Below are 24277 nucleotides of genomic sequence, written 5' to 3' on the forward strand. Positions count from 1 at the left end.
AAATAAAATGAACGTAACTGATTATACCTACTTAATGAACAAACCCGATGCTATCACAGAAAAGCAAGCGGATGCATTAGGAAGTGTTTTGAATGAATTTCCATATTTTCAAAGTGCGCGAGCATTACGATTAAAAGGACTTTTCAATCAAAATAGCTTTAAGTATAATTATGCCTTAAAAGTTACTGCTGCGCATACAACAGATCGTACTGTTTTATTTGATTTTATAACGTCTGAAGATTTTACTTCTATTCAGAGCGAATATTATGATCGAAAATTGAGAGATCTTTTAAATATCACTGTTTTTGAAAGCGAAATTATTTCGCCGGAAGAAATTAAAAAAGTAATCGAAGTTCGAATTGATCCAATTGAGCAATCTATTCTGGATTCTATAAAAGAAGCAACAACGGTAACTTTTGAAGAACCTGCAAAAATTGAAGAAAAACCAATTGACCCAATTATTGAGCAATCTATTTTAACTTCTATAAAAGAAGCGACTCCTATTATTAAAGAACCTACTCCAACTTTCTTTGAAGAAATAGTAGAGGAAGAAGAGGACGTTGCCCCTGTACGAATTGACCCAATTGAACAATCGATATTAACATCTATTAAAGAAGCCTCAAAAATAGTTTTTGAAGAAGTAAAAATAGAAGAAACTCCTCAGGTAATTGAAGTTCCTGAAACGGTGAAAATAGCCGAAGAAAATCTGGAAATAGGAAAACCATTGGATTTTTCTGTTAACGAAAAGCACTCTTTTCAGGAATGGTTAAATTTGTCCAGAACCGAGCCTATTGACAGAACCAACGAAAATCCGAGAGAAGAGATCAAAGAAACTACTGAATCAATAGCCGAAGCAAACGCAATTGAAGAAGAAAAAAAGAAAAAAGCGGAATTAATTGATAAATTTATCGAAACAAACCCAAAAATTTCTCCTGTAAAACAGACTACAACTGCACCAGCAGCACAATTTGACCTAAATAAAGAAGAGAATTCTTATTTAATGACAGAGACTTTGGCAAGAGTATATTTGGAACAAAAAAAATATACAAAAGCAATACAAGCATATGAAATATTAATTTTGAAATATCCAGAAAAAATTAGTTTCTTTGCAGACCGTATTTCGGATATAAAGATTTTACAACAAAATAACAATAATAATTAAGCAATGAGCACATTTTCAATTTTTTTAGTTTTAATCACAATAGTTTGTTTTCTATTGATCGTAGTAATCATGGTTCAAAACCCTAAAGGAGGCGGATTATCGTCTACTATCAGCGGAACTCAAATGTTAGGTGGAGTACAAAAAACAACTGACTTTTTAGATAAAAGTACCTGGACATTGGCTACTATTTTGATTGCTTTAATTTTATTATCAAGTTTAAGCTTTACAGGATCATTAAGTGATACTGACTCTAAAATCATTGAAAAAACTGAAGCTCCAGCTAATACGCCAGCAGCTCCGGTTCAACAAACACCTGCTCCGGCAACACCTGCAGCAAAATAATAATTTTGAAATAAATATAAAATGCCAGCCTGTCAAAGCTGGCATTTTTTTTAAGAAATAATGTCAGTTTTAAGAGCATGGCATAATTTCTGAAATCCAATAAAACATAAAATTCGTATAACTTATAATAATTATAAAACATAAAATCATGGCCTTAAACATTAAACCGCTTTCAGATCGCGTACTTATTGAGCCTGTTGCAGCTGAAACCAAAACTGCCTCAGGTATTTTTATTCCTGATACTGCCAAAGAAAAACCACAAAAAGGAACTGTTGTAGCTGTTGGTAATGGATCTAAAGAACACACTATGACCGTAAAAGTTGGTGATACTGTACTTTATGGTAAATACGCAGGAACAGAATTAAAACTTGAAGGAACTGATTATTTGATTATGCGCGAAGATGACATCTTAGCGATAATCTAAAAAAATATCTATTGAGTTTTTAGTATTAGAAACTAAGACTAAGTAACTTGAAACAAATCAAACATTAAACATACTTAATTCAGCAGTAGAGAGAGCCTACTGCCTAAAGCAAATAAAAAATGGCAAAAGATATAAAATTTGATATTGAAGCACGTGACGGATTAAAACGTGGTGTTGATGCATTAGCAAATGCTGTAAAAGTAACTCTAGGACCTAAGGGTCGTAACGTAATTATTGGTAAATCTTTTGGTGGACCAACAGTTACTAAAGATGGAGTTTCGGTTGCAAAAGAAATCGAATTAAAAGACCCATTAGAAAACATGGGCGCGCAAATGGTTAAAGAAGTTGCTTCTAAAACTAATGATTTAGCGGGTGACGGAACTACAACTGCTACAGTTTTAGCTCAGGCAATTGTAAAAGAAGGTTTGAAAAACGTTGCTGCGGGTGCAAATCCAATGGACTTGAAACGTGGTATCGATAAAGCTGTTGAAGCTATCGTTGCTGACCTTGCAAAACAAGCCAAAGTTGTTGGAAGTGATTCTGATAAAATCAAACAAATTGCTTCTATCTCTGCAAATAACGACGAAGTTATTGGTGAATTAATCGCTACAGCTTTCGCTAAAGTAGGTAAAGAAGGTGTTATTACTGTTGAAGAAGCTAAAGGAACTGATACTTTTGTGGACGTTGTTGAAGGTATGCAATTTGACAGAGGATATCTTTCTCCATACTTTGTAACAAACCCAGAGAAAATGGAAGTTGAATTAGACAATCCATATATCTTATTATACGATAAAAAAGTATCTTCTTTAAAAGAATTATTGCCAGTTTTAGAGCCAGTTGCACAATCAGGGAAACCATTATTGATTATTGCTGAAGATGTTGACGGAGAAGCTCTTTCTACATTGGTAGTAAACAAATTAAGAGGAGCTCTTAAAATTGCTGCTGTAAAAGCTCCAGGTTTTGGAGACAGAAGAAAAGCAATGTTAGAAGATATCGCAATCTTAACAGGAGGAACTGTAATCTCTGAAGAGAGAGGATATACTCTAGAAAATACAACTATCGAAATGTTAGGAACTGCAAAAAGAGTTTCTATCGATAAAGACAATACAACTCTTGTAAGTGGTGCTGGCGAAGCTGACATCATCAAAAACAGAGTAAACCAAATTAAAGGTCAGATGGAAACTACTACATCTGATTATGATAAAGAAAAATTGCAAGAACGTTTGGCTAAATTAGCTGGTGGTGTTGCTGTTCTTTATGTTGGTGCTGCATCTGAAGTTGAAATGAAAGAGAAAAAAGACAGAGTTGATGATGCATTACATGCTACTCGTGCTGCTGTTGAAGAAGGAATTGTTGCTGGTGGTGGTGTTGCTTTATTAAGAGCAAAAGCTGCATTAGCTGATCTTAAAGCTGATAACGCTGACGAGGCAACTGGAATTCAAATTGTTTCTCGCGCTGTTGAGTCTCCATTAAGAACTATTGTTGAAAATGCAGGTCTTGAAGGTTCTGTAGTTGTAGCAAAAGTTGCTGAAGGTTCTGGAGATTTTGGATACAACGCAAAAACTGACGAATATGTAGACATGCTAAAAGCAGGAATTATCGATCCTAAAAAAGTAACTCGTGTAGCATTAGAAAATGCTGCTTCTGTTGCAGGAATGATCTTAACTACAGAGTGTGCCTTAATTGATATTAAAGAAGAAAGCGCTGGCGGAATGCCAATGGGTGGCGGTATGCCAGGAATGATGTAATATTCATTTTAACTTCATATTAAAATCCGTTTACCGAAAGGTAAGCGGATTTTTTTTACACATAATTCTCTGATTTTGATAAATTTCAAACAGAAACATTATGAATGTTTTAACTATCTCAGATTATTATTGCTACTAAATTTATACAGTACTTTTAATACTATTATTGTCTTAAACTTTTTCTTGTATGAAACTAATCTTAAAGTTTTTCGCTTTACTGTTTTGTTTACAATCTTTCTCTCAAACTTCTGATAATACCGAAAAAATAAAGAATTATATTGAAGCTTATTTTCATTACGATCGAGAAAATCTTCACATACAATTTAACAAAGACATTTATTTAAACAATGAAGATATAGCTTTTAAAGGTTATGTCTTTAGTAAAAACACCAATACACCCAACCTTAATACTACCAATATCGAATTAATTGTCTACGATGATCAGCAACAAATAATTCAGAAGCAATTGCTTTTTGCCGAATTTGGTACTTTTTCTGGCGGAATTCATCTTAACGGAAAACTTAAATCCGGTAAATACCATTTTCATTTTTACACCAATTGGATGAATAATTTTAAGGAAGATGACTCTTTCAATCAAACCATTGAAATTATCGACCGAAAAGATAATTACCGTTTTGAAAACAGTGAACCAGACTACAAAACAGCCGAAATAAATTTGTTTCCAGAAAGTGGTGTCATAATAAATGATATTGTAAATACTGTTGGAATTAAAATAAAAGACTGTAATAAAAAAGGAATTGAGGTTAAAGACGGAATTATAGTCGATTCAAAATCGAATGAAATAGCACACTTTCATACGAACAAAATGGGAAATGGTGTTGTTTATTTTAAAGCCGATTTAAACGAAAAATATACCTTAAAAATAAACACTGACAAACTGAAGATTTCAAAACCTCTAGACAAAGTACAGGAAACAGGAGTTGTAGTTAGTTACAATAACAATTTAGCGCAAAACAGATTACTGGTTGTCGTTAAAACAAATGATAAAGGTCTTGAAGTATATCAAAATAAAAAGTTTATTCTGTTAATACAACAAGACGGAGTTTTCATGCAGAAGGAAATTACATTTGCCGATAAAAAGACTGATCAGATTTCTTTCTTTGATAAGAAGTTTTTGTCAATCGGAGTCAATACAATTCGCATACTTGATGAAAATCTAAATGAAGTAGCTCAGAGATTAGTATATATTGAAGGTGATACTGTTCCTGCAACAACATTAGAGACCAAAACTGTATCTACCGACAGTATTTCATTATCAGGAAAAACAGCCTTAAACAAACCACGTTTAAGCATTAGTGTACTTCCTGAAAACACAATTTGCATAAACCAAAAACGATCTTTAGCTGGAACTTTTTATCTAAATGCCTATTTAGATCAACCTGAAATAGCAAATTATGACTATTATAATCCGGACAACGCAAATCGCAAACAGGATATGGAACTCTTGATGCTCAATCAAAATAAATCCAAATTTAATTGGGAAAGTATAAAATCTGATCCTCCAAAAATTACTTTTAAATTTCAAAAAGGAGTTACTGTAAGTGGCAGAGTTGAGCAGAAAGAAAAATCGAATTCTAAGAACAAAATGTCACTCATTTCGTTAAAAAGCAATTTATTTGAAGAATCTCCTATAGACTCTGATAATGCTTTTAAGTTTGAACATTTTTTCGCTCAGGATTCTACCGTTCTAGTATTGCAAATGGTTAATGAAAAAAACTTGGCTCAGCTTACAAAAGTAGAAGCGCGAGTTTCCAGAGATGAATCTCGTTTTGTTTTAGGTCCTACATTTGATAAATCAATTTGTCCATCGCCTATTAAATCCGAAAACACTTTTAGTTTTAGCCCATTAAAACCTGAAGATCATGCCATAAATTTGGAAGGAGTTGCGGTACAAAACAATTTCAAAAAAGAAGTACTCGTACATAAAGGCGACATGAGTTCGAGCGCCAGAGCATTCAAGATTAAAGACAATGATTATAGAAGTATTCTCAATTTTCTTTCTTTTAACGGGTATGTAACCGGCGTGAATCCAAACGACAATAATGTGTATGTGCGAAACAGTAGAAGTACCTATCTAGGCGACTCGGCTACATCGCCTGCAGTATACATAGATAATTTTTTAGTTTTTGATATGAATCAATTGTTTAATCTTACTTTAGATCAAATAGACGAGATCTATATTGACCAAACTGGCAATTCTGATCAAACAGCTTCTGGCAATGGGACTATTAAAATTTTCATGAAAAACGATGTGAAAAACAAGTACTTTAAACCTAAATATAGTTCCATCGTCGTAACAAAAGGTTTTACTCAAAATATACAATTTAAGAACATCAAATTTGAAACTCAAAATGAGTTTAACTATTTTGGTACGCTATATTGGTCTTCCGATTTAAAGATAAATGACAATTCTGGTTTTGAATTAAAACTGCCAAAAAACGATCAAAAAGAAATTCAGATTTTACTGGAAGGATTCTCTGATGACGGAAAGTTAATATCTGAAATTAGAAAAATTCCTGTAAACAATACTAAATCATAATAATTAGGAAATCGTAACCAATTTAGATGACTTTATTTTTTTTCGCCACGAATTTTCACGAATGCTTTGCGCATAAAAGTTGCCACAGATTAAAAGATTATTACTGATTACAATCTTTTTAATCCTCTAATCTGTGGCTAAAAAACAATTAGTAGTAAACTCTTTTTTAATTTATGATTGTTTAACATTCTGTTTTTGCCGTTAAAAACAGTTAGTTGTAACTTTGCATCTCTATTAAAATTTCAAAATGAGAAAATCTACAACTCACCTTTTACTTTTTACATTCTTACTTCTTACCACTTTATTACAAGCGCAAACCAATAAAAACAATTATGTTGTATTAGTTTCTATGGATGGATTTCGTTGGGATTATGCAAAGAAATTTAATTTGCCTAATTTAAAACAAATTGCAAAAGAAGGCGTTCATGCAAAGTCAATGAAACCATCGTATCCAAGTAAAACTTTCCCTAATCATTATTCTATAGTAACAGGACTTTATCCAGATCATCACGGAATCATTAATAATGTTTTTTATGATGCAACTCTAAACGAATCATTTTCATTATCATCGAATGCAAAAAATGATTCAAGATTTTATGGTGGAAACCCAATTTGGAATGTTGCCGAACAACAAGGTGTAAAAACGGCTTCGTTTTTCTGGCCTGGATCTGACACTGATAAAAAGAGACCAAGTATTTATAAGAATTACGACAACAAAATTCCATACGAAACAAGGATTGATACGATTTTAAAATGGCTGCAACTACCAGAAAAACAACGTCCGCATTTAATTACTTTATATTTTGACGAACCTGATCATACTGGACATGATTTTGGTCCGCTTTCTCCTGAGAACAAAAAAATGGTCATCAAAATGGATTCTCTAATGGGTCAATTATCATCTAAACTCAACCAACTATCGATTGGAAAAGAAATTAATTTAATTATTGTTTCAGACCACGGAATGGCAAATATTAGTAATGATAAAAAAGTTGCCGTTCTGGATTATTTAAAACCAGAATGGCTAGATTATAAAGCAGTCGTAAATCCAATTATGAGCCTACAGGCAAAAGCAGGTTTTCAGGATTCTATTACAAAAGCATTAAAAAAAGTACCACATATTAAATTCTGGAAGTCAAGTGAAGTTCCAAAAAGATTGCATTACGGTACAAATCCACGTGTGCACGATTTTGTTATTGAAGCTGATAAAGGATATAGCTTAGTAACTAAAACATCTCAAAATGTAAAAGGCGGAAATCATGGATATGACAATAATGAAAAAGATATGCATGCGATTTTTTATGCTAAAGGACCTGCTTTTAAAGTTGACAAAACAGTCAAAACCTTTCAAAATGTTTCAGTTTATACCTTAATTGCCCATATTCTAGGGCTACAAATTGAAGAAGTTGATGGAAAGTTTGGTGAAGTAAAATCGATGCTTGTTAATTAGGTAAAGTGATAATTTGACCATTAAATGATAAATTAAAAAAGCGCCAAACAGAAAAATTTCTGTTTGGCGCTTTTTTATTGCTTAATATCAACAACATATTTAACTGTAAATAAACTAATTATCGAATCAATATATTTTCTAACTTAGTATGTAATCTAAAAGTTAATTTCATTCTTGCTTAAAAAATTCTAACAAATGAAAAAAATACTTCCCTTGCTCCTTGTTCTTGTTTTATTAAGTTGTAAAAAAGAAATCGTTAATCCGGCTGATAGCATTTATTATGGAGGTGATATCGTAACTATGGAAGGTGATAAACCAAGCTATGCAGAAGCTGTTGCGGTAAAAAACGGAAAAATTGTTTTCGTTGGAAAAAAATCAGATACCGAAAAATTTCATGGGGATAAAACTATAATGAATGACTTGCAGGGCAAAACATTACTCCCAGGTTTTATAGATGCTCATGGCCATGTGTGGAATGCGGGTTTTCAGGCTGTATCGGCTAATTTACTTCCCGCTCCAGACGGCACAGGAAACGATATTCCAACCATAATTTCTTTATTAAAAGAATGGAACATCAAAAATCCAAAGGCAGTTGGAAAATACGGCTGGATTGTAGGTTTTGGCTACGATGATGCACAATTAAAAGAAAAACTTCCTCCTACCGCTGACGATCTTGATAAAGTATCAACTACAGTTCCAGTGCTAATTATCCATCAATCGGGACATTTGGCTGTGATGAATCATAAAGCTTTAGAATTGGCTGGATATAATGCTTCAACAAAAGATCCTGCCGGTGGTGCAATCCGCAGAAAAGAAGGATCGCAAGAACCAAATGGTGTTTTGGAAGAAATGGCAATGTTTATTCCGTTATTCAAAATAATGGGAACACTTGATCAAACCGCCAACGTTAAAATTGCAGAAGCCGGTATTGCAGCTTACACAAAATTTGGATTTACAACTGCTCAGGAAGGACGTGCAAGCAGCGATGCCTGTAACACCTGGCAAAAACTAGCTGACCAAGGAAAACTTTCAATTGATGTTGCAGCTTATCCTGATATCCAGACTCAAATGGCGTACATGAAAGCAAACGGAGTTCAAAAAGATTATAAAAATCATTTTAGAATTGCTGGCGTAAAACTCTCGCTTGATGGGTCTCCACAAGGCAAAACAGCTTGGCTTACAAAACCGTATGTCGTGCCACCTCCAGGAAAACCAAATACTTATGTGGGATATCCTGCGTTTCCAAAAGAAAGTGATGCTATTGCATTAGTCGATTCAGCTTATGCCAATAACTGGCAAATTCTTGCGCATTGTAACGGTGATGCCGCAATTGACGAATATATTAAAGCAGTTCGAAACGCAACTAATTTATACGGGGCAAAAGATAGAAGATCAGTAGCAATTCATGCGCAAACAGCACGTTTTGATCAGCTTGATTCTATGAAGGTTTTAAAAATCATACCTTCCTTTTTTGGAATGCATACTTACTATTGGGGCGATTGGCACAGAGATGAAACATTAGGAAAAGAGAGAGCCTATCGAATTTCACCAGCCGCAACTGCTTTAAAAAAGGGAATGATTTTTACAGAACATCATGATGCTCCTGTTGCACTTCCAAACAGTATTATGATATTGTATTCTACAGTAAATAGAATCAGTAGATCTGGCGACGTAATTGGTCCCAACGAAAGAATTAGTCCTTATAATGCTTTGCGCTCTATAACAACTTGGGCAGCTTATCAATATTTTGAAGAGAATTCAAAAGGCACAATCAAACAAGGAAAACTGGCAGATTTTGTTGTCTTAGATCAAAATCCTTTAAAAATTGATCCTAAAAAAATTAAAGATATTCAGGTTCTGGAAACGATAAAAGAAGGAAAAACTGTTTATAAATTAGCGAAATAGACAAATTAGAAAATGTGCAAATTAGATAATATGATAATGATATCGATTGTCTTCAAATTTTTCATTTTTTTGAATTATATAATTGCCACAATGAACAATTTTCTAATTAAGAAACCACTTTATAAGTAGGATCTTCGATAATATTTACTTTAATAACAGCATCGGCATTTTTAAGAAGTGTTCTACAATCTGAACTTAGATGTTCCAGTTCAATTATTTTATTGGCTTGGCTATATTTTTTAGTCAAGTTATTTAATGCTTCAATGGCAGACATATCGGCTATTCGACTTTCTTTAAAATCTATAATAACATGATTTGGATCGTTTTGAATATCAAATTTTTCCATGAATGCGGAGATTGAACCAAAAAATAACGGTCCAAAAATTTCATAATGCTTTACTCCTGCTTCATCAATAAAACTTCTTGCACGGATTCTTTTGGCACTTTCCCAGGCAAAAACTAAAGCCGAGATAATTACACCAATTAATACTGCCAAAGCTAAATTGTGCAATACGATAGTAACAAGTGCTACCAAAATTCCAACAAAAATATCGTGTTTTGGCATCTTATTAATAATTCTAAAACTTGACCACTCAAATGTTGTAATCGCAACCATCATCATTACACCAACCAAAGCTGCCATTGGCAATTTCCCAATTACGGGCGCACCAAAAAGTATAATCAATAAAATAGTTAATGAAGCAATTATTCCTGATAGTCGAGCTCTAGATCCGGCAGAAAGATTCACTAACGTTTGGGCGATCATAGGACATCCTCCCATTCCAAAAAAGAAACCATTTAAAATATTTGAGCTTCCTTGCGCGATGCATTCTCTATTACTGTTTCCTCTTGTTCCGGTAATTTCATCAACCAAATTCAGCGTAAGCAAACCTTCGGTCAAACCAACCGCTGCAACTATTACAGAATACGGAAATATAACTTTAAAGGTTTCAAATGAAAGTGGAATATTCGGAATATGAAACGGTGGGAATCCGCCTTGAACAGAGGCTATATCTTCGACCGTTTTGGTATCAATATTAAACAAAAGTACTATAGCAAAAACGACCAAAATGGCAACCAAAGAGGCAGGAACCGTTTTGGTGAGTTTAGGAAAAAGCAAAACAATACTAATTGTCAAAGCTACCAAACCCAACATAATGTATAAAGGTGTTCCTTGTAACCACGAAACTTGCCCATTAACTACAGTTTTAAATTGTTCTAACTGCGACATAAAAATGACAACTGCCAAACCGTTTACAAAACCAAACATTACGGGCTGAGGAACTAATCTAATAAATTTTCCGAGTTTAAAAAGTCCAATACATATTTGCACAACTCCACCAAGCGCAACGGCCGCAAAAACATATTCGATTCCGTGCGATTTCATTAGCGCAATCAAAACAATTACTGTTGCTCCTGCTCCACCGGAAATCATTCCGGGTCTTCCTCCAAAAATGGCTGTTACCAAACCTGCAATAAAAGCAGCATATAAACCAACTAAAGGTGGAAATCCGGCTAAAATAGCAAACGACAAAGATTCTGGAATCATTGTCATGGCCACAGTTAAACCAGCTAAAATTTCGTTTTTGTAATTGACTTTTTGAGTAAAATCAAATAGTGGGAGTACTTTTTTCATAAGAGCACAAATTTAGAAAATAATGCTCATAAACAGCATAAAGCTTTACTCCTGAAAAAGAAATTTTGAAACCTAAAAAACTACTTTATAAATAGTTTTACTAGTAGTAAAAAACACGAAATAATAAAATTGATCATAATACAGTTATTCTAATTGTAAACAAATATACCCCAGACAATTCATGTAATCTATTATATTGTTTACTTCCAGATCTACTCCTTCTACGCGTAATATTCGATCACAATCATCCAAATCAAAATTGACTTTATAATCTGGGAATTGTCTGTTTATAATTGCAATTATATAATTTGTATCCGTTTCTTTCTGAACATTTGTTTTAAAAACTTCTACCATATTCTCAAATATTAATACATCTTTACTTAAAATCAGTACCATTCTCTAAAAGGGATTATATGAAATTCCAAATCTAAAGTATCCTTGCGCATCCTCTTTTTGATCATAGACATAACGATTTGTTCGTTGGCCTTTTTCTGTTATTCGCGTGCTTAATACATTATTTACACCTCCTTTAAACGTACCAATTATTTTAGAGCTAAGCCTATATTCATACGTTATTCCAGATTTTAATTCTAACTGATTTAGCTCGTAAACGCCTTTTAAATTTTGTGTATTTAAATTTAAGTAAAAACTTTCAGAATTTAATTCTGTACCTAAGGAAATTCTTCCATTTTTTAAAAGTTCTCTCCTAAACAATATTCGTTGCGGAAGTATGAAATCAACATCCCATTTTGAACTTTCAAACTTATGATTATAAGTAAAAAGAGGTGTAAGTGGTATAATTGATGATGGATCCAGCATTACTAAAGCACCAACTGTAATTGTTGTATTTTCAGTTCTTTTCAGTACAACATTTGCAGTTACAAATCCTTTAACGCGCTGTACATTTTCCTGATTTCCATCGACAGTTGCTGTAGCATTGTAAACAATTGGTTTACTAAAAAGCGTCGATACGTAAGTAGCACTCATAGCGGCTGCAAAAAAATGGATTTCTTCTTTTTCTCTGGTAAAAGGCACAGTTGTATTGACTTTATAAATATCTCCAAACTCATACGTTTCATATTTGTATCGCAATGAACTTGTTAAAACAAACCGCTTCGATTCTGATGCAAAAAAAGGTACATTAATAGCCACTTTCAATCGGTCATGACTGTCTATTCTCCCCTTTTCAAAACGATCACCAAAAAGCTTCGAATCAAAATTACTTGGCCCTAATTGCTCATATTGCACATCTAAAATTCGGGTTGTTGGAAATTTATCTGTTATCACTTTTACAACAGTTTTTGCTGGAGTATCTTTTTCCTGAGCTATTGTTTTTAAAGACACGCATACAAGTAAAACACAAACGATTTTTGCTTTCATAAATCAAGATAAAATTAAAGTTACTTTTGGAAGAGATTTAAAACCCGAAGCAAAAGTAATCTCGATGCCTTGATTATAATAGCTTAATTATACTAGTGGCGTATCATTTATACCAATGGCGTTTGTATAATTTTAAGCTACAAATCATTCTAAACTATAATATTACCTTAATTTTGTCGTTATGACAATTCTTAAAATTTATCAGAACTTTTTTCTTCGTAACATCATTATAAATCTCATTATATTCGGGATTATTTTTGTCTGTGTATATGACGAAATAAAACTTGATGGACACAGCGTTTCTTATATGCTTTCAAAAATAAGTCTTGGATATTTTCCTTGTATAATCTGGGTTACGTTTTTTAATCTATACATAATCAAACCGTTTTTATTCCGAAAAAAAATTAAAACGTTCTTCTTTCTGTTTACTATCTATTGGGTTGGCTTTTATTTTTTTATGAATTGGTTTTTCCCAATTGCGGGACTTGGAAAATTTAGAACCTTATCGATTTTATCTCTTGTACTTAACGGAACTGCTTTTTATTTCTTGCATATTGTAATCATGAAAAAAGTTTCGCAGTCGGATAAAGACATTATCAAATTCAGGTCTGAACTTTCATTTTTAAAACAACAACTTAATCCGCATTTTTTGCTTAATGCAATGAATAATTTGTACGGCGAATCATTATCTGAACCTGATAAATTACCTGATAGAATATTAAATCTTTCAGACATGCTGCGTTATCAGATTGAGGCTACCAAAAAAGATTATGTTTTATTGGAGGAAGAAATTGCTTTTATAAAAAAATATATTGAATACAGTACTTTCCAGAACGAACGTCTATTGGTTACGAGAACTTTTGAAGGTGATTTTGACCATATCGAAATTCCTCCTTTGTTCTTTTTACCGTTGGTTGAAAATGCTGTTAAATTTTCGGCCGAAACTCCAGAACCGTATATTATTATTGACTTAAAAGTAAGATGCGGCAATTTATCCTTTACTTTAAAAAATAATTTTTTAGAATCGGGATCCCGACTTTCCAGCACTGGAATTGGAATCGAAAACCTAAAAAGACGTCTTGAAGTTTATGGTTTAAGACATGACTTGAGTTGCAAAAAAGAAAAAAACATCTTCATCGTAAAACTAAAAATATGGCACTTACCTACCGCTGTCTTATCATAGACGATGAGTCGCCGGCTCATAAAGCACTGGCATCACATATTTCGAAATTTGACGACCTGGAACATTCCGGAAGTGCTTTTAGTGCCATGGAAGCTGTAAAAATGCTTAATGCCAACAGCTACGATATTATTTTTCTGGACATTAATATGCCTGTAATTTCGGGCGTTGAATTGATGGAATTACAACCCAATCGACCGCTTACAATTGTAACTACTGCTTACTCTGACTTTGCTCTTTCGGCTTATCAAAACGATGCGATAGATTATTTGCTAAAACCCATTTCGCCTGAAAAGTTTGCCAAAGCAATCGAAAAAGCTAAAATTTATTTTTCTGGAAATACTTTAAAGAAGGAAGATAATACCAATGCAAAAGTCCTTTCGCATCGTGTAAACGGTCAAATGACCGATATTCTTTTAATTGATATTTTATATATTGAAAGTTTAGGCAACTACATGAAATTGTACAGCAAAAAACTAAAATCGCCCATTATTATTTATGGTTCACTCTCTAGTATTGCAGACGAAATTAATAGTACAGACTTCATTCAAGTACATAGATCGTATATTGTAAATATTCGCGAAATTGCAACAATTACTTTTAAAACGCTTACAATGTCAAATGGAGAAATTATTCCTGTGGGTAGGAAATACCAGATTTTATTAGACAATTTACCTTCGAGATAAATTAGAAAATTTTGTTCTTTAACAATATTCAAAAAAGCATTATCCAACCAATAGAAATAGTAAAATAATTTTTAAAAAAACATCTATATCTAATAATTAAAATTGCGAATTGATCCTAACCGAGGCCTTAACTAAAGCAATTGCTTTGATACTGCTAATAGGAAATTCTATAGTTTGATGATCTGGATTTTGAGAAACAAACTGCACATAAGATTCACGCTCGGATTTTTTTAAAAATCTCGTAAAAAAAAATTCATTATCATCATTGTTTACATAAACCAAATACATCTCGCCCCAAATGATATTATTTTGTAGGTTATTAATTTTTTTATAAACTACAATATCACCACTTTTAAGCAAAGGATACATACTATCCCCAATAATATACAATGCTCCATCGTATTTGTCTATTTTAGATACCTTGATGTAATCTACAGGAACTTGAGAATTATTATCTCCAAACAAATCAACAATTCCGTCAACAGTCTGTACATTATAAACCGGAATATTTTCTATTATTGCTATTTCCTCTTTTAGTTGATGTACCTTAGGGTCATTATATTCTAGTACAACTTCCTTTAACATATTACCGTTTCCAGTTAAGAGCCATTCTACATTAATATCTCCATAAATTTTTAAGATATTTTCTAATTTATCAACTCCTATGGTCTTATTGTTTTTCAATTGACTGGCAAAAGAGCCGTTAGACATCCCTACCTCCCGCTCCAAAACACTGACCCTTATCCCCCTAAAATCAATATATCTCTTTATCCTTTGTAATGTATTTTCAATCATAAATACTTTTTTTAAGAAAAAACCTTACTTATTTTTTATTTTTAAGAAATATCTTATTATATTTGTATTGTTTTTAATACAAAGAGACTAATGGACAAAAATATAAAAACAAAAGTGAGCTACAACCAACATGCCTTAAAGATTATAAACAACAGGTATGGTTACTCCTATGATTATATTAGAAAAGCGATTCGTGGCGATCGTGTAAGTCTAATTTGTGACACAATTAAAACAGAGTATTACAAACTCAATAACGAAGCAAAAAGAGCAATAGAAAGTCAAGCAGACAAGCTTTAACAAAACATAACGCCAACACCATCAGAAAGTTACAAAAAAAAATTAACAACAATCAAATGTACAAAGTTATTTTTTTTAAGTACCTGTATATCACCATCAATCTACATTAGATTCACTTGAAATAAAAAACAAAAATGCTTTCATCAAAAACGTAAGTAATTAATATTTTCTAAAATTATAAAAAAGCCCAATAGCACTATCTCCATTAAACATCAAGAGACAAAAACAGGGAGGTCTTTTTATACTTTTTTTTTCAAATTTAAACATTATTTTTTATCATAAAAAACTAAAAATAGACTCCAAAAAAGATTTAACTAAAACACTATGTTTAGACTTGAATTAAACAGAATTTTTTTATTTTATCGCAAGGAAAACTAATTAAGAATTGCAATAAAATTAAAAACACAAATAGTACATACATACTTTTATGTTTTTCCTTTCCAAAAGATGACAAAACTCATAAATCTTCTTCTCTTCACTTTTTACTTTCTATTAGACCGAAATATAAAAAGTAACAACAACAACAACAACAACAACAACAACAACAACAACAAACATAAGCATTCACCTTGTTGTCTTTGTTGATTAACCAATGCAATCCTTCTTTCCTCCTTAAGATTTGTTTTTCAAAAAAAACCTTGATTAAACTAATTTTTCTTACATAAATAATTATATTAGCAACGCCACTAATTACCTAAAATAATTATACACAAATGACCCTTTTTAAGTTCCTATTTAGAAAATCAGATTTAGAATGCCCTAGATGTCTCGGAAAAACTTTTGTTGACTGGGATGATATACGCCGCTTAAACAAAATCCTAAAATGGGTACCTGCACCCTGCGCTTACTGCTTTGGTTCCGGAAGAGTTACTCCCGAAATGATTTCAAAAGTTCCTGTTGACTATACTTACCTCACGATAGATTTACCCGAACCTGAAATGGACAAAATAAAAGAGGGCAATCCTGAAACTCTTGAAAGAGGGCGACTACGCGAAATTTTTTTAGACGATCTAATAAAATATGCCGAAAATCATTACTTATACGATAAAATGAATGCTGAAAGCATTGCAGATTTGTATCTGAGTACCGAAGATGAAGCTGCATTATTTTCGCTAGAAAGAGAAAATCTAATTCGGTTTATTGAAAAAGTAATTGAGATGAAAAGACCAGAAGTAAATTAATTTACGCAATGTTTTCCAATCCGTCAGGAAAAGGTCGATAGGCATAATAATGCAAAACTTCTTCAATCGCTATTTTTAATGCTTCATTTATAGGCAATAAAGTCATTCCCAATCTAAGATCAATTTGTGCCAGTTGCATATAATAATTAGTAAAAATAGGTACATATATTCCGTTATTAATATCTTTTTCGGCTGTTGCAAAGTTTTTACTTTGTTGTTCCTTAATAATATTACAAGTTGCGAGTCGCAATTTTCCAAATTTATCGCTGGTTGCACCATATCCAAAAAGTCGGCATATTAATCCACGATATCGATAATTACTGCAACTCCCTTTATGATTTTCTAAGACAGAAATTGAGCGGTATAAAAAACAATTTTTAGTAGCGGTATTTTTTAGCAACTCTAAAGTTTCTTCGGCTTTACCATTCAAAAACAAATAAAATGCCCAAGGAAAAAATTCTAAAGGCGATGCATCTATATTTGGTGTCGAACAGCATTTACCACAGCCAACGTTACAAGACAAATGAGTTCTGGATTTGAAAGTTGAAATTTCAATTTCAAGACGATCAAATAATGCCTCAACCTCTCGAACCTTTTGTTCTATTGCCATACGTTTTTTTGTAAGGTAGACTAATAGAAATGGCTCAAGCTATCTAAAGTTTTTTTTATGAATAGTTTAGGGTTTGATCTTTTAAAGTTTCAGTTTTCAGGTTAAAGCTGCTCAAATAAAAATACTAATAGACTTTAAGCTTTTACAAAAACACGTATAAATACGCATAGTCATAACCTTATTATTAGTTAATATTGTTATGATTTTTTTTTAGTTTTAAATATAGTTTTCTGCAAGAGAGCTTTTTTAATTTTTGTCATTTTTTTTGAATAAGAAGTGGGATTTCAAATTGTTATTAGCGATTTGAAATCCCACTTTTTTTTCTACAATACTATAAATGTTCAGCCATTTAACAAAATGGCTGAACTTAATATTCATTCTTTTATCTACAAAAATAATTCGAATATCAAATATGTGGTCGTACTTTTGCGTTATTAAATGCCCACTTAAATTAAGCTCAAATCTGTATGACACGAGAACATTATATTCCCTTTAATAAGGAATTCTTACTCGAACAACAAATAACTACTTTCGTAAAAGATAAAAAAATTGTCGACGATTTTAAAAGACTTTTTGATATCATCGAACATTATTATCATTACGAAGCTTTTAATCTAAACCGCAATTTAAAACAAAACTATGCTTTGTTTGACCCGGATTTAAGTTTAAAAGAACGTAAAAATTTTATTGGAAAAAGTGATTTCTCGGTTTTTAAAAAAACTTTACTTACTGTACTGAATCAAGGAAATTATACACGTGTTGATCAGGAAACTTTAGATAAAGCTTTTAAGGATTCGGACCTAATTGGTTTAAAACTTTCGATCGATTTTAATGCTTTTCAAGATTTTGAATTATATGTTCGTGGACATCACAAATCGAAAGAGAAGGTCAAGAAATATTTTTTTTGGAAGAAAGAAATTGAGATCGAATACTATGACCGTGTCTTGATTTATTTGCATTACAACGACACGCATTTCCTGAAGGAAAAGAAAGTTAAATTGGGAAAAATGCCAATTGAGCCTGGATCTGTGGTTTTAAAAATTTTTAAACGCGTTCCTAAAAATGACATCGAAACTATTTTTCCAAATGCAATCCCAAGAATGTCAACAACAGATAAGTTGCTGCTTTGGATTCCCGGAATTTTTGGTGGCGTTTCATTATTAAGCGCTAAAGTAATTCCGGCTTTAATAATGATGTACGATGCTTATCAAACCGGAGAAACTATTGATTTATTAAATAGTAAAACTTCTTTAAATCAAGGTTTAATCGCTTTAGGAATTCTTTCTGCTTACTGTTTTCGTCAATACAATAACTTTGTAAATAAGAAAATAAAATACTCCAAAATACTTTCAGATAGTCTTTATTTCAAAAATCTTGGAAACAACAGCGGTGCTTTTTATTCACTCTTAAACTCATCTGAAGAAGAAGTGCTTAAAGAAACTATTTTGGCCTATACGTTTTTATATAAAAGTGATAAACCTTTAACTGCGGATGAACTTGATTCTCAAATTGAATCTTGGTTTGAAACAAAATTAAACACTGAACTTGATTTTAATGTAAAAGATGCTTTATTGAAATTGAAAAACATTGGGCTTGGTATAGAAAACAACGGAAAATGGCAAGTAATTGCATTAGAGGATGCGCTTATTAAAATTGATGAATTATGGGATAATGTTTTTGATTACAATCAGAAAGCTATTTTTAGTTGATAATATTAAATGTATATTCGTACAATCGGGTTATTGTTTTGTTTAATAATAATTCTTTTTAACAATTAGAATTTAAGCAACATAGCATTTCCAAAAGCATATGAATCAATTTAATAATTTCTGCATTAAAATTAGCCATTCAAAAATAAGCTTATTCAAGTTTATTTTATTTGTAATTATTTTTAACCTGCTATTATCATTGCTTTTTTCTTTTATTACTAATCATTTCTTCAGTCGCCCGCTAAGAGATGGCTTTAAAGATGATTTTGGGTCATCATTACAGGAGAAGGCCTTACTGATTATTGTTTTCATTCCATTGTTAGAAACTATATTATTTCAGTACGCCATTATAGAGACGGCAAATAAAAAATTTTCTCCATTTATAAGCTGTATAATTTCGGCTTTCTTTTTTGGATTAATACATTCATATAATTTGTTCTATGTCATTATTACGTTTATAATGGGATTTTTACTTGCTACAATATATAATATCGCAAGCATAAACAAAAGGGGAATTTTATATACCTTACTTACACATATGCTCTGTAATGCCATTGTATTTATAGTAACTGAATTCAATCATTAAACTATCATTTCAAAGACATCTACTACAGATAAATTCAATTGCTAAAAGATAATAGTTATAACTACTAATGTTATGAATGAAGTTAGTACCGTGAAAATAATTAATGCCCCAAAAAAGAGTTTTAATCTTTCTTTTTTACTTCCTGCATTATTACCTTTAGATTGTGAATAATCGTAAGATTTACTTTTTTCCAGACTGAATTTATCAACTATTTCTTTATTTTCTAGAATATAATAAAGTAATACTCGAAAGGCTTTTTCTAAATCTTTTGGCTGCATAATTTAAATTTCATAGAATTATTTGTCAAAGCAAAATTAATTATTAAAGAAATAGTACATGTCCTGCATAAGTTTTTAAAACAACTAAATAGGATATACTCTCTATTTTTTTGAGTTTTTACTCTATTATTTAAAAGCCTGAAATCTAAAAGAAATTTTATTAGATTTACGTATACCTAAATCCAAAACAATGAAAACATTAGAACAATGGTTTGAAGAATATGCCGTAAGTCATCAGAACCCAAAGAATAAGGCAATACATTATGTATGTGTTCCGGCAATTTACTTTTCGATAGTTGGTTTATTAATGAGTATTCCAAGCGGTTTTATTGCCAATATTTTAAAACTAAATGCTCCCATTATCGAAAATTGGGCTTTTATTATATTGCTTTTTGTTCTTTTTTTCTATATCAGATTATCTGTTTCAATGGCTTTTAAGATTGCCATTTTATCTGCAATTTGTTTGGTAGTGAATTACTACATTAGTCAAATTTTTCCTCTTTGGATATTTTCTATTGGCGTGTTTATAATTGCATGGATCGGACAATTCTACGGACATAATATTGAGGGCAAAAAACCTTCTTTTTTAAAAGATCTTCAATTTTTGATGATTGGTCCAGCTTGGGTTGTAGAGAATTTGTTCTCTAGGAAATAAGAACGTTGATGATAAGAAAAAGAAAAATTCACATATGAAGTTTGAAATACCTTTTGACGAAAAAATTTACAAAAAGCAAATAGAACTAACTTTTAACCAATCTTGGTCGTACTCGAAAACAGAAAATAAAAAATTAATAACAATTGCAGCCATTTTTATTTCCCTTGGAATTATTATTCTATACGGAAATGGTGATATTGGAAATTTATTCATACTCCTTGGAATAATTGCCATCATCGCTTATATATACCGATTACGGCGATACAAAAAAGCAAAAAAAACGACTGAAAATTTAATGAATGAAAACATCAAAATTTGGAATATAAATCCAATAAGCATTTGGGAGTTTGAAAATGATTTTTTCAGATTTAAATTTTACGGTGGGGATTATAAAATTAACTGGGAAACTATTAAATATTCTGAAGTTGTTGATGATACTTTTTTCTTTGGATTCAAAAAAGGAGGAAATTATTATACTTTATCAGAAAGCGAAATCGGAAAAACAAATTTTTTAAAAGTTGTTGAATTTGTAAAACAAAAAATAGAACCCACGATCAACTTATAATTACTAAAAAAAAATGACACTATTCTAAAGCCAAAACTTCGTGAAATATACAAACCCGTAAATCAAACTTCCTTAACAATCTAAAAAAGACATAAAAAAAAGCCTGCAAAATATTCACTTTGCAGGCTTTCATTTTTTTATAGTGACCGCGGAGGGGTTCGAACCCCCAACCCTCAGAGCCGAAATCTGATATTCTATCCAGTTGAACTACGCGGTCATTTTTATTGTAGATTTATGATTTTAGAATTCAGATTTAATCTAAAATCTGAACTCTAAAATCTAAAAATATTCTTATACCAATAATTTTTTAACAATTGCAGAAATGGTTTTTCCTTCAGCAGTTCCTCCTAATTGTGCAGATGCTAATCCCATAACTTTACCCATTGAAGCGATTCCTGAGGCTCCAGTTTCAGCAATGATTTTTGCTACTACTGCTTCTACTTCTTCTTCGCTTAATTGTGCCGGTAAAAACTTCTCAATTACAGCAACCTGAGCTAATTCTGGCTCAGCTAAGTCAGGACGATTTTGTTCTGTAAAAATTCTTGCACTTTCTTTACGAGTTTTAACCAATCTCTGAAGTAATTTAATTTCGTCATCTTCTGTTAATTCTTCTTTAGAACCAGAAGCTGTTGCAGCTAATAACATTTCAGATTTAATTGCTCTTAATGCTTCTAATGCTACTGTATCTTTTGCTCTCATGGCGGTTTTAATCTCGTCCATGATTAATGTTTGTAAACTCATATGTTTTTTATTTAAATAAGCCAGGCTTATAAATTTATAGAATGTTTGAGAATTTGTTTTTGACTTTTAGCTTTTGTCAGGCTAAGCGTCCCGAAACTTCGGGAGAAGCTCCATTTAGTAAGCAAGCCTTTGACTTCGCTTAGGGTGACAATATTTCTTAAATACTTTCCTTTTTAAGTCAAATTTTAAATTCTGTGCGAAGATAAAAAAAATAACCCGAAAATTAAATCCAATTTTCGGGCTACCCTATTATTATGATTGTAAAATTAATCTACGTTGTCGTGCAAAAATGAATTGTTTGAACGTAATTGTAAATCGTTGTTACTATCTGTACCAACTGAAATTCTAGAATTTGTATTATTTGATTGTGAATTTGACAAATCGATTCCTAATCTTTTGTAAGCAGGTTCTTTTTCAAGTTCGTCAATTCTAGAAACGTTATTATGGAATTTATAATTAAATTCTTTTAATTTTTTTCTTCTTTCCTCAGCTCTTAAACGTAAAGTTTCCTCGATCGTTAATTCCATCGGAGAAACCTCAGATGTAGTTGTAAAACTAGCTTCGCTGGCAAAATCAACTTTTGGCTTCATAGTGATATTTAATTCCTCAGGAATTACTTCTTCTGCTACTTTTTCAACCGCTTTTGATGCCATTAAATCGTTCTCAACTTCCATATACTCTTCAAGAGAATATTTGATGATTCCGTTATCAGAAAGCTCTGTTACCGGTACAAACTGTACTGGATCGTTTACTTTTATGTTACGAGTCTCATTTGATAATTCAAACAACACTTTGTTTTCTTGCTGAGCAACTGGTTCTTTTTTTACTTCTGGCTCTGATCTAAAAAGAGGCAAATCAAATGAAAAAGTCGTTTGCTCTTCTCTTTCAAAAGTTCTTTGTTGAACTTGTTGAATTGGTTTTATTTCCTGGAAATTTTGTACTTCCGGAGCTGAAATTGTAAAATCGATATCTGTAATAGGCGAAACGATTTCGAAAGTTACATCAAGGTTTTTGATAAACTCAGACATAACCACTAATTCCTCTTGGTTCATAGATGAATTACTTGCAGCGTTCGCTGATGGACTAACAGCAACCGGCGCAACTTCAATTGGAGCAACTTCAACTGGAGCAACATGCGTAGCTGTAAACGGAGTTATCGCATCTTCATCATCATCCATTAAATCAAAAACAATTTTTTCTTCAGATTTTGCAGTAGGTGTTTCAGCGTTTAAATCAAAAGATGTAACTGATTTATTCGTTAAATTATGAACGCTTCTTTGTTCATCTTCTAACGTATGAATAATTTTTTTAGGTTCTGTATTTACAATTTCGTTTTGTTGTTCAACATCAAAACCTGTTGCAATAATAGTTACAGCAATAGCATCACCAAGAGTTTCGTCTTCACCAACTCCCATGATAATATTCGCGTTATGTCCTGCTTCTACTTGAATGTGATCATTGATTTCTCCAATCTCATCCAATGTAATTTCGTTTGATCCAGAAACGATAAGCAACAATACGTTTTTGGCTCCTGTAATTTTGTTATCATTTAATAACGGAGAATCTAATGCTGAAACGATAGCATCTTTTGCTCTGTTCTCGCCTGCCGCAACAGAAGATCCCATGATTGCTGTTCCACTGTTTGACAAAACAGTTTTAGCATCACGTAAATCGATATTTTGAGTATAGTGATGCGTAATTACTTCAGCAATACCTCTAGAGGCAGTTGCCAAAACTTCATCAGCTTTAGAGAATCCTGCTTTAAAACCAAGATTTCCGTATACTTCTCTTAATTTATTATTATTGATCACAATTAACGAATCTACTTGCTTACGCAATTTTTCGATTCCCAAAAGCGCTTGTTCCTGACGCACTTTCCCTTCAAACTGAAATGGAATGGTCACAATACCAACTGTTAAGATTTCTCTTTCTTTGGCTAATTGTGCAATTACCGGAGCTGCACCTGTACCTGTACCACCACCCATACCAGCGGTAATAAATACCATTTTAGTACCACGGTCTAACATTTTTTCGATATCGGCGATACTCTCAATAGCTGATTGCTGTCCTACATCTGGATTTGCCCCTGCTCCAAGACCTTCTGTTAAGTTCATACCTAACTGAATTTTGTTTGGTACGGAACTGTTTTGTAGTGCTTGTGAATCGGTATTACAAACGATGAAATCAACGCCTTTAATACCTTGTTTAAACATGTGGTTGATAGCATTACTACCACCTCCACCTACACCTATTACTTTGATAACATTTGATTGGTTTTTTGGTAAATCAAATGAAATACTTCCAAATTCTGAGTTGCTCATCATCTTTTTGGTTTTTGAAATTCTTATTTAATACATTTTATACTTCTTGACTTGGGGCCAAAAAAG

General features: G+C 32.0%; 23 protein-coding genes and 1 tRNA gene. 15 read left to right on the forward strand and 9 right to left on the reverse strand.

All coding sequences use genetic code 11. The annotated features are described in order from the left end of the window. Positions 1-7 precede the first annotated feature (7 nt). From IW18_RS10280 to IW18_RS10310, 7 genes are all read left to right on the forward strand, one after another. Positions 8-1162: a tetratricopeptide repeat protein gene (locus tag IW18_RS10280; RefSeq protein WP_041517491.1), complete on the forward strand. Its 1155-nt coding sequence runs from the start codon at positions 8-10 to the stop codon at positions 1160-1162. Positions 1163-1165: 3 nt separating this feature from the next. Then, the gene (gene secG / locus IW18_RS10285; RefSeq protein ID WP_041517492.1) at positions 1166-1504 is read left to right on the forward strand and encodes a preprotein translocase subunit SecG; all 339 of its coding nucleotides are present in this window, start codon (positions 1166-1168) and stop codon (positions 1502-1504) included. Positions 1505-1652: 148 nt separating this feature from the next. Then, on the forward strand, positions 1653-1928 hold the full coding sequence (locus tag IW18_RS10290; protein WP_041517493.1) for a co-chaperone GroES: 276 nt from the start codon (positions 1653-1655) through the stop codon (positions 1926-1928). 119 nt (positions 1929-2047) lie between these two features. Then, positions 2048-3676: a chaperonin GroEL gene (groL, locus tag IW18_RS10295; protein WP_041517494.1), complete on the forward strand. Its 1629-nt coding sequence runs from the start codon at positions 2048-2050 to the stop codon at positions 3674-3676. A 187-nt stretch (positions 3677-3863) separates the two neighbouring features. After that, complete coding sequence (locus IW18_RS10300; protein WP_041517495.1) at positions 3864-6236, forward strand: hypothetical protein; 2373 nt, start codon at positions 3864-3866, stop codon at positions 6234-6236. Between the two features lie 247 nt (positions 6237-6483). Next, positions 6484-7686 carry an alkaline phosphatase family protein gene (locus IW18_RS10305; protein ID WP_041517496.1) on the forward strand — a complete coding sequence of 401 codons (1203 nt, stop codon included), beginning with the start codon at positions 6484-6486 and terminating at the stop codon, positions 7684-7686. Between the two features lie 195 nt (positions 7687-7881). Continuing rightward, complete coding sequence (locus IW18_RS10310) at positions 7882-9591, forward strand: amidohydrolase (RefSeq protein WP_052480136.1); 1710 nt, start codon at positions 7882-7884, stop codon at positions 9589-9591. 106 nt (positions 9592-9697) lie between these two features. On the opposite strand, the gene IW18_RS10315 is transcribed toward IW18_RS10310, so the two are convergent. The 3 genes from IW18_RS10315 to IW18_RS10325 form a co-directional block, all read right to left on the reverse strand. Continuing rightward, a complete protein-coding gene (locus IW18_RS10315) occupies positions 9698-11227 on the reverse strand; it encodes a SulP family inorganic anion transporter (RefSeq protein WP_041517497.1) in 1530 nt (509 codons plus the stop codon). 144 nt (positions 11228-11371) lie between these two features. Then, the gene (locus IW18_RS10320) at positions 11372-11623 is read right to left on the reverse strand and encodes a hypothetical protein (RefSeq protein WP_240475549.1); all 252 of its coding nucleotides are present in this window, start codon (positions 11621-11623) and stop codon (positions 11372-11374) included. Between the two features lie 3 nt (positions 11624-11626). Further along, on the reverse strand, positions 11627-12607 hold the full coding sequence (locus IW18_RS10325; RefSeq protein WP_041517498.1) for a hypothetical protein: 981 nt from the start codon (positions 12605-12607) through the stop codon (positions 11627-11629). 457 nt (positions 12608-13064) lie between these two features. Between IW18_RS10325 and IW18_RS10330 the strand changes: the two genes are divergently transcribed. Continuing rightward, complete coding sequence (locus tag IW18_RS10330; RefSeq protein ID WP_240475550.1) at positions 13065-13790, forward strand: sensor histidine kinase; 726 nt, start codon at positions 13065-13067, stop codon at positions 13788-13790. Then, the gene (locus tag IW18_RS10335; protein ID WP_041517500.1) at positions 13760-14473 is read left to right on the forward strand and encodes a LytR/AlgR family response regulator transcription factor; all 714 of its coding nucleotides are present in this window, start codon (positions 13760-13762) and stop codon (positions 14471-14473) included. Before IW18_RS10330 ends, IW18_RS10335 begins: the two co-directional genes overlap by 31 nt. A gap of 96 nt (positions 14474-14569) precedes the next feature. Here IW18_RS10335 and IW18_RS10340 read toward each other — a convergent pair whose 3' ends face one another. Further along, a complete protein-coding gene (locus tag IW18_RS10340) occupies positions 14570-15268 on the reverse strand; it encodes a S24 family peptidase (RefSeq protein ID WP_041517501.1) in 699 nt (232 codons plus the stop codon). Between the two features lie 90 nt (positions 15269-15358). Between IW18_RS10340 and IW18_RS10345 the strand changes: the two genes are divergently transcribed. Beyond that, positions 15359-15565, forward strand: a complete 207-nt coding sequence (locus IW18_RS10345) for a hypothetical protein (protein ID WP_041517502.1) — start codon at positions 15359-15361, stop codon at positions 15563-15565. 713 nt (positions 15566-16278) lie between these two features. Further along, entirely contained in the window at positions 16279-16746 is a 468-nt protein-coding gene (locus tag IW18_RS10350) for a hypothetical protein (RefSeq protein ID WP_041517503.1), read from the forward strand. A gap of 1 nt (position 16747) precedes the next feature. Here the strand turns inward: IW18_RS10350 and IW18_RS10355 are convergent, their stop codons facing one another. Next, positions 16748-17356, reverse strand: a complete 609-nt coding sequence (locus IW18_RS10355) for a YkgJ family cysteine cluster protein (protein ID WP_041517504.1) — start codon at positions 17354-17356, stop codon at positions 16748-16750. A gap of 467 nt (positions 17357-17823) precedes the next feature. Here IW18_RS10355 and IW18_RS10360 point away from each other — a divergent pair, with 467 nt between their 5' ends. Beyond that, on the forward strand, positions 17824-19065 hold the full coding sequence (locus tag IW18_RS10360) for a TMEM143 family protein (protein WP_041517505.1): 1242 nt from the start codon (positions 17824-17826) through the stop codon (positions 19063-19065). 100 nt (positions 19066-19165) lie between these two features. Beyond that, positions 19166-19651, forward strand: a complete 486-nt coding sequence (locus tag IW18_RS23450; RefSeq protein WP_084607938.1) for a CPBP family intramembrane glutamic endopeptidase — start codon at positions 19166-19168, stop codon at positions 19649-19651. A gap of 41 nt (positions 19652-19692) precedes the next feature. On the opposite strand, the gene IW18_RS10365 is transcribed toward IW18_RS23450, so the two are convergent. Then, the gene (locus tag IW18_RS10365) at positions 19693-19929 is read right to left on the reverse strand and encodes a hypothetical protein (protein ID WP_041517506.1); all 237 of its coding nucleotides are present in this window, start codon (positions 19927-19929) and stop codon (positions 19693-19695) included. Between the two features lie 190 nt (positions 19930-20119). Here IW18_RS10365 and IW18_RS10370 point away from each other — a divergent pair, with 190 nt between their 5' ends. Then, positions 20120-20584, forward strand: coding sequence for an Mpo1 family 2-hydroxy fatty acid dioxygenase (locus tag IW18_RS10370; RefSeq protein ID WP_041517507.1), 465 nt, complete (start codon positions 20120-20122; stop codon positions 20582-20584). A gap of 34 nt (positions 20585-20618) precedes the next feature. Further along, the gene (locus IW18_RS10375; protein ID WP_041517508.1) at positions 20619-21149 is read left to right on the forward strand and encodes a hypothetical protein; all 531 of its coding nucleotides are present in this window, start codon (positions 20619-20621) and stop codon (positions 21147-21149) included. Between the two features lie 143 nt (positions 21150-21292). Here IW18_RS10375 and IW18_RS10380 read toward each other — a convergent pair. The 3 genes from IW18_RS10380 to ftsZ all read right to left on the reverse strand — a co-directional run bounded on the left by IW18_RS10380 (position 21293) and on the right by ftsZ (position 24214). Continuing rightward, positions 21293-21366: transfer RNA gene (locus IW18_RS10380), tRNA-Arg, on the reverse strand. 74 nt (positions 21367-21440) lie between these two features. Then, positions 21441-21890, reverse strand: coding sequence for a GatB/YqeY domain-containing protein (locus IW18_RS10385; RefSeq protein ID WP_041517509.1), 450 nt, complete (start codon positions 21888-21890; stop codon positions 21441-21443). Positions 21891-22156: 266 nt separating this feature from the next. Further along, positions 22157-24214 carry a cell division protein FtsZ gene (gene ftsZ, locus IW18_RS10390; RefSeq protein ID WP_041517510.1) on the reverse strand — a complete coding sequence of 686 codons (2058 nt, stop codon included), beginning with the start codon at positions 24212-24214 and terminating at the stop codon, positions 22157-22159. Positions 24215-24277: the final 63 nt, after the last annotated feature.

Origin of the sequence: Flavobacterium hibernum, from assembly GCF_000832125.1 — a bacterium.
Lineage (GTDB): Bacteria > Bacteroidota > Bacteroidia > Flavobacteriales > Flavobacteriaceae > Flavobacterium > Flavobacterium hibernum.

Bases quoted from the DNA above. Each gene is read 5' to 3' on its own strand.
- IW18_RS10280 (WP_041517491.1), top strand. From the start codon at position 8: ATGAACGTAACTGATTATACCTACTTAATGAACAAACCCGATGCTATC.
- secG (WP_041517492.1), top strand. From the start codon at position 1,166: ATGAGCACATTTTCAATTTTTTTAGTTTTAATCACAATAGTTTGTTTT.
- IW18_RS10290 (WP_041517493.1), top strand. From the start codon at position 1,653: ATGGCCTTAAACATTAAACCGCTTTCAGATCGCGTACTTATTGAGCCT.
- groL (WP_041517494.1), top strand. From the start codon at position 2,048: ATGGCAAAAGATATAAAATTTGATATTGAAGCACGTGACGGATTAAAA.
- IW18_RS10300 (WP_041517495.1), top strand. From the start codon at position 3,864: ATGAAACTAATCTTAAAGTTTTTCGCTTTACTGTTTTGTTTACAATCT.
- IW18_RS10305 (WP_041517496.1), top strand. From the start codon at position 6,484: ATGAGAAAATCTACAACTCACCTTTTACTTTTTACATTCTTACTTCTT.
- IW18_RS10310 (WP_052480136.1), top strand. From the start codon at position 7,882: ATGAAAAAAATACTTCCCTTGCTCCTTGTTCTTGTTTTATTAAGTTGT.
- IW18_RS10315 (WP_041517497.1), bottom strand. From the start codon at position 11,227: ATGAAAAAAGTACTCCCACTATTTGATTTTACTCAAAAAGTCAATTAC.
- IW18_RS10320 (WP_240475549.1), bottom strand. From the start codon at position 11,623: ATGGTACTGATTTTAAGTAAAGATGTATTAATATTTGAGAATATGGTA.
- IW18_RS10325 (WP_041517498.1), bottom strand. From the start codon at position 12,607: ATGAAAGCAAAAATCGTTTGTGTTTTACTTGTATGCGTGTCTTTAAAA.
- IW18_RS10330 (WP_240475550.1), top strand. From the start codon at position 13,065: ATGAATTGGTTTTTCCCAATTGCGGGACTTGGAAAATTTAGAACCTTA.
- IW18_RS10335 (WP_041517500.1), top strand. From the start codon at position 13,760: ATGGCACTTACCTACCGCTGTCTTATCATAGACGATGAGTCGCCGGCT.
- IW18_RS10340 (WP_041517501.1), bottom strand. From the start codon at position 15,268: ATGATTGAAAATACATTACAAAGGATAAAGAGATATATTGATTTTAGG.
- IW18_RS10345 (WP_041517502.1), top strand. From the start codon at position 15,359: ATGGACAAAAATATAAAAACAAAAGTGAGCTACAACCAACATGCCTTA.
- IW18_RS10350 (WP_041517503.1), top strand. From the start codon at position 16,279: ATGACCCTTTTTAAGTTCCTATTTAGAAAATCAGATTTAGAATGCCCT.
- IW18_RS10355 (WP_041517504.1), bottom strand. From the start codon at position 17,356: ATGGCAATAGAACAAAAGGTTCGAGAGGTTGAGGCATTATTTGATCGT.
- IW18_RS10360 (WP_041517505.1), top strand. From the start codon at position 17,824: ATGACACGAGAACATTATATTCCCTTTAATAAGGAATTCTTACTCGAA.
- IW18_RS23450 (WP_084607938.1), top strand. From the start codon at position 19,166: ATGAATCAATTTAATAATTTCTGCATTAAAATTAGCCATTCAAAAATA.
- IW18_RS10365 (WP_041517506.1), bottom strand. From the start codon at position 19,929: ATGCAGCCAAAAGATTTAGAAAAAGCCTTTCGAGTATTACTTTATTAT.
- IW18_RS10370 (WP_041517507.1), top strand. From the start codon at position 20,120: ATGAAAACATTAGAACAATGGTTTGAAGAATATGCCGTAAGTCATCAG.
- IW18_RS10375 (WP_041517508.1), top strand. From the start codon at position 20,619: ATGAAGTTTGAAATACCTTTTGACGAAAAAATTTACAAAAAGCAAATA.
- IW18_RS10385 (WP_041517509.1), bottom strand. From the start codon at position 21,890: ATGAGTTTACAAACATTAATCATGGACGAGATTAAAACCGCCATGAGA.
- ftsZ (WP_041517510.1), bottom strand. From the start codon at position 24,214: ATGATGAGCAACTCAGAATTTGGAAGTATTTCATTTGATTTACCAAAA.